Source organism: Oceanobacillus sp. MO10714A, assembly GCF_037072045.1.
Lineage (GTDB): Bacteria > Bacillota > Bacilli > Bacillales > Amphibacillaceae > Oceanobacillus > Oceanobacillus indicireducens.
Map to the genome: position 1 here is coordinate 1 of NZ_JAXHDC010000087.1, position 5,163 is coordinate 5,163.

Consider the following 5,163-nt stretch of genomic DNA (forward strand, 5'->3'; position numbering starts at 1 on the left):
ATAGAAGAGGCAGGTCAATATCCCGGCAATGATTGTTGCACTTCCACATGCTATTGCAGTAAAACCACCCAACGTGAACCGGTGAATCCCGGCAATTAATCCGGCCCCAATCCCGACAGCTGGACCTCCAAGCAGACTCGCAATCACGACACCGATTACCCGCGAATTCGCAATTGCTTCATCAATCGTCAGCTCCGTCATCCACCGGTTGATTTGTACATTTTCCGGATTCACACTTAAGCCAGTATACGTTCCAATGATTCCGAAAAACCCAAAGAACAAGATAGCAGTCCACTGCTGTTTACGATCAAGTTTTTCCTGATTCAGCATATTTCTTAAAAAGCGAAAACGGGTTAATAGAAATGCCAATGTTACAATAATTCCAATCCGCTCAATCATTGTAATCAACAGCTCAAGCATAACTTCTGCCTCCCGATAATAAAAAAGGATCGTACCAGTATTATATCACTTGCACATGAACTTGAAAATTGTATTATAACAGGAGTTTTAAAAATTGGGACACGGGGTCAGAGCATTTGTCCCACCTTGACAGGGACAAATGCTCTGACCCCGTGTCCCCTTTTTTCATATCTTAATTTAAGAGGAGGGGTTATTATGCGTGATAAAAATAGACGCGGAAAATGTATATTTCCTGGGTATCATTGGTGTGGTCCCAGCTGCAGTGGTCCGGGATATCCGACCAATCCAGTGGATGCATGCTGCATGCAACATGACCTTTGCTTGCAGCGTGGCGTGGACCGGAGATATTGTGATCAGAAGTTCTTAGAATGTCTACAACCCCATTTGCACGGGCGACTTCCGCATAATCATCATGCGAGGATCATGTACCACGCAATTCGTGTTAAAAATAAATTTGGATTTTAACCTTTATAATCTATAGGTTAGACTTCACAATTTCTTTTCCATCACAGTCGAGACCTCATGGAATCCTAATTCTTCGTATAAACGTTTAGCCTGATTACCAGAATAAACATTCAACTGTACATGTTTAATTCCTTTTTCTTTCATGCTTTTTAACGCATATTCCAGTAGACGCGTAGCAATACCCTGCTGCCGAAATTCTGGAAAAACATACAACTCCACTACCATTCCCTGTATTTCTTCGGAATCTAAATTATAAAAGTCACAAACACCAAGCCACCCTTTATTTATTCTATCTTCCACAAAGACTAGATAATATCCATTGTTCGCTAACGTTTGTGACATCAGCTCGGACGCCGTAATTATATTTCCTTTCCTGTACCCCATTGTCGCCTCCTGCATGACAGTAGGGGAGTGCTCTAAAATATATTTCAATTCAACCACCGTGGCTTTTCGAATACACATATTTATCCCACCTGAATGTAATAATTAATAATATGATATGGAGGCTTCAAAAATGGGTGTCGTTCAAACTGATAAATGGTTAATTGATTTATGGAATAAACCGATTGCTATGTGTGAGTTATTAGTTAATTATTTTTCGGATGTTTCTGCAGCAGAAATCTATCAATATTTAACGATGTATGGTATGTATCAACCACCTTTCCAAGACGTGGAGAAACAAATTCGTATTTTATTGGATAAGAATAGTTGGAAATTTATAGATGAAGAAACACAAGCGTTGAGACAACTATGGGATGGACCGAACATCCCCGTCTTTATCTTTCCGTCTGATCGGAATAGTACGGAATTAAGAGAAACATTCAATGGAAAAGCCGGTCTATCCTTTCATGATAAGCTATTTTTATTTATTTCCGGGGATAATTCAAAAACTGAAATTAAAGCGCTGCTGACGCATGAATACCATCATGTTTGCCGGCTCGCCAAATATGATAGGAAAGTAGAGGACTACAACTTATTGGATTCAATTATCCTAGAAGGACTAGCGGAGCATGCGGTCATGGAACGATTCGGGAAAAAATATTGTGCAGATTGGACGGAATATTATTCAGACGAAGAGTTAGAGAAAATCTGGAAACACTTTATCCTTCCTTCTATCCAGCTTCCAAAGGCATACCGTAAGCATGATGCTATATTATATGGTCAAGATCGTTACCCAAAAATGGCTGGTTATTGTGTCGGTTATTATTTAGTGAAAAAATATATGGAAAAGAATAATTTTTCTTCCAAAGAATCACTAGGCATTCCTTCTTCAGTCATCGCACAAATAAACCAGACAGATTAATCTGTCTGTTTTATTTGTCTCAGTAAAGTTTAAGTAAAAGAAAAAAGTAGTTTATTCTAAGCTTTATTTTAGAGGGCTCCCTTGATTAATAAAAATCTAATTCAACAGCTCCAGGACGATATCGTATTTAAATTGAATTGTGGATTCCTCTTAGCGAATGCGTTCAAGTCAAGAAGCCTCATACTCCTAGCTTGCGACAAAATTATTAGAGCGCGCCTTACCGGAGAAAGAAAAAAGTTGTGCTCCAAGCTTTAGATAATAGAGGCACAATCAGACGTTCCACTAAATGAGTTGCACACCTAGAGTGGATTGTTCCCCCCTTGAAAAATGAGATTAGTTTTGTTTTACTTACCTTCATTAATATTGGAGACATTAACGGAAAATTCCTCGAAATTCAATTGTCCTAAAGCTAACTTCGTACTTTGGACAAATATACGTTCATTTTTAGTTAGTTCCCGCTGTGCTTCTTTTTCAATCCATTTATGCTCTATGTCCAAAACATCAAAAACATGCTTTTGTTTTGAAAAAGCTTCATAGTATCTTAATCCAAACTTTCTTTGGGAAATGGCGTCAATATGAATGCCATCTGGATTTGCTGTTAAACCTTTTGCTGTTACAAAGTAACAATTCTTTTCAGTCTGGGCAACTTTAGATAATATCTGGTTTATTTGCTTATATTCTACAGCGCTCTTTCCAAATCCGACCTCTCCAAGGTAATGTCCCAACTCACCGATAATAATCGGGATATCCGGCGCATTTAATTCTTCCTTCAAATGTTTAAATATTGAAAGCAACTTATCTTCATATGTCTTGTAACGTTCTCCATAACTATCGCTTTCTCCCTGATGCCATAAAATCCCCACTAGTTCACTTGTTTCCATCGCGAATTTTGCTTCAGCAATCGCATGTCTTGTTAATAGTCCATCAGTTTTCCAATCATCAATAGAGCTTCCCCCTTCAGCACAAGGGATCAATCCAATGGACTCACCTGGATGATCCTCCGTCCAAGCCTGAGCAAATGAGGCTGCCGGTCCAACCCCAGATATGTGGCGATCGAAATTAAGGGGCTCCGCCATCATTTGCCATCTGCCGTTTCGCAGCATATTTATATCCTCATTATAAATCGGCGGTACATCCTCAATAAATCCTCTACCTGCCATATTCGATTGTCCGATTAATAATATAGATTTCATACAATAACCTTCTTTCTTTATTTACAAAAGTCTAATTAGACAAATGGGATTAAGAGTATGGCTTAATTATACTTTTCCAAGTCAATGGTGTGTTTGTTCAACAATTCGTCCTTCCTAAATACTGTTTTCCATAAATACGCACTTTGGACAAATCATATCTAAGATGATAAAACAGTACAACTTTTTATTTCATCAAAAATTCAAGAAGCAAAATAGCCATCGCCAATAGTAGTTTGTATCGAAAAGGCAGAAATATATGATTATTAAAGGCTATAAATACCCATTGTTTAAATGGAGGATTAAATATGAGTAATGAATTAGTGGATTCTTTAATAATAAAGTTAACCATCAGGTATGGCTATACTTAAGAAAAATCTATGAAGAAAACTTCGATGATGCAGATATTAAAATGATTGATAAATATGCCAATCTGTACAGAACTGGTTTGAAGTATTCCAAAAGAATTAATGATTTATTTTGAGAAATTGTTAAGGCTATGGGAGGGTTCTTTTTAACCCTCAAATTTCTTCATTACAGAACTCCTTATAGGCATACCCGTGAACGGAGCCAAAATAGCACTTAAACATAAATTAATGGTTTAAGTGCTATGTGTATAAAAATTTAAATACTTTACTTCACAGTCTAATCTCAAAATACATATTATGAATGGTATTCTAACTTTATTTTAATTTTATTCTATAAATTAGGGTGTAATAATCGTCATGCGTTGTTAATTTTGTACTTCTACTTAACCATAATAAAATATTTTTCCAACTATTATGATAACAAGAATATACTTCATATAACTTCTTAGAATATAGCGAGTTTACATCATGCCGCCCATAAGCACATACAACTATAAGGTTTATTTTTTACTTCTTAATATCTGAATATAATCCCTTGCACCATGCAATATTCTATAACTCGATTAAAAACTATATAAGGCTCAGAAACAACCATTCTAAATTCGAAGTGATTGAGACTTTCTGCCATTACCTTTGAACCAGAATACGGAAAATTTTCAAGACGCTTTAAAGAGGTCATAATTCGATCCAATACTTCATTCGCAGCTTCAGGATTATCCATTAAAATGTAATCAAAGATATTATCAAGGTCATCATCAGCTGCGGGAAGTAGTTCTACGTCATAGTTTTTCGTCAATTTTCTCCTTGATTCTTTGATAGACAGAATCAAGTGGTATAGTTTTATCACCACTTAGTCGCTGTTCCTCAGCTACTAATAGTTTTTCTTTTAAATCAATGATTGCTTCTCTTTTTTCAAATGCATCAATGCTCATGAGAACAAGATCGCCTTCTCCGTTCTTAGTAATATAAACAGGTTTCCCTTTCTCGTGTGCCAATTTAGAAATGGAATTTTAATCATTTCTTAACGAGGTAGATGACTTTATAATCAATGGCTCCGCCTCCATTTATTTATTATAACTTTATAATACAATAATTCTTATATTATATTCACTTTAAATTAATTGGGGACGTAAATTTATTCTAGATAAAACAATAAAGTCCTTTATATTCATTACAAACAAAAAACGCTCTATCCCCTATTTTAAGGACAAGCGTTTCGTAAAAGCTTCCAACAGGATTTGAACCTGCGACCTCTTCCTTACCATGGAAGCGCTCTACCTACTGAGCTATGGAAGCAAGGTTTTAAATATAGACATAAAAATGGCTCCACAGGTAGGATTCGAACCTACGACCGATCGGTTAACAGCCGATTGCTCTACCACTGAGCTACTGTGGAATAATATGATGTAAATTGGTG

Annotated in this window: 6 protein-coding genes and 2 tRNA genes; 1 reads left to right on the forward strand and 7 read right to left on the reverse strand. The window is 36.4% G+C overall.

Annotated elements, in window-relative coordinates; translation table 11 throughout:
- A partial coding sequence (locus SPD53_RS19410) for a LytS/YhcK type 5TM receptor domain-containing protein (protein ID WP_336253537.1) occupies positions 1 to 420 on the reverse strand: 420 nt, incomplete at its 3' end.
- A gap of 489 nt (positions 421 to 909) precedes the next feature.
- Positions 910 to 1,347, reverse strand: a complete 438-nt coding sequence (locus SPD53_RS19415; protein ID WP_336253538.1) for a GNAT family N-acetyltransferase — start codon at positions 1,345 to 1,347, stop codon at positions 910 to 912.
- A gap of 52 nt (positions 1,348 to 1,399) precedes the next feature.
- Between SPD53_RS19415 and SPD53_RS19420 the strand changes: the two genes are divergently transcribed.
- The gene (locus SPD53_RS19420) at positions 1,400 to 2,188 is read left to right on the forward strand and encodes a DUF2268 domain-containing protein (RefSeq protein WP_336253539.1); all 789 of its coding nucleotides are present in this window, start codon (positions 1,400 to 1,402) and stop codon (positions 2,186 to 2,188) included.
- Between the two features lie 344 nt (positions 2,189 to 2,532).
- Here the strand turns inward: SPD53_RS19420 and SPD53_RS19425 are convergent, their stop codons facing one another.
- The 5 genes from SPD53_RS19425 to SPD53_RS19445 form a co-directional block, all read right to left on the reverse strand.
- Positions 2,533 to 3,381 (reverse strand): sialate O-acetylesterase, encoded by an 849-nt coding sequence (locus SPD53_RS19425; protein WP_336253540.1) that lies wholly within the window; start codon positions 3,379 to 3,381, stop codon positions 2,533 to 2,535.
- An 879-nt stretch (positions 3,382 to 4,260) separates the two neighbouring features.
- The gene (locus SPD53_RS19430) at positions 4,261 to 4,542 is read right to left on the reverse strand and encodes a type II toxin-antitoxin system RelE/ParE family toxin (protein ID WP_336253541.1); all 282 of its coding nucleotides are present in this window, start codon (positions 4,540 to 4,542) and stop codon (positions 4,261 to 4,263) included.
- The gene (locus SPD53_RS19435) at positions 4,526 to 4,741 is read right to left on the reverse strand and encodes a type II toxin-antitoxin system prevent-host-death family antitoxin (protein WP_336253542.1); all 216 of its coding nucleotides are present in this window, start codon (positions 4,739 to 4,741) and stop codon (positions 4,526 to 4,528) included. The genes SPD53_RS19430 and SPD53_RS19435 overlap by 17 nt, the downstream gene beginning before the upstream one ends.
- A gap of 228 nt (positions 4,742 to 4,969) precedes the next feature.
- Positions 4,970 to 5,042, reverse strand: a tRNA-Thr gene (locus SPD53_RS19440).
- A gap of 25 nt (positions 5,043 to 5,067) precedes the next feature.
- Positions 5,068 to 5,142: transfer RNA gene (locus SPD53_RS19445), tRNA-Asn, on the reverse strand.
- Between the last annotated feature and the right edge of the window lie 21 nt (positions 5,143 to 5,163).

Bases quoted from the DNA above. Each gene is read 5' to 3' on its own strand.
- SPD53_RS19415 (WP_336253538.1), bottom strand. From the start codon at position 1,347: ATGTGTATTCGAAAAGCCACGGTGGTTGAATTGAAATATATTTTAGAG.
- SPD53_RS19420 (WP_336253539.1), top strand. From the start codon at position 1,400: ATGGGTGTCGTTCAAACTGATAAATGGTTAATTGATTTATGGAATAAA.
- SPD53_RS19425 (WP_336253540.1), bottom strand. From the start codon at position 3,381: ATGAAATCTATATTATTAATCGGACAATCGAATATGGCAGGTAGAGGA.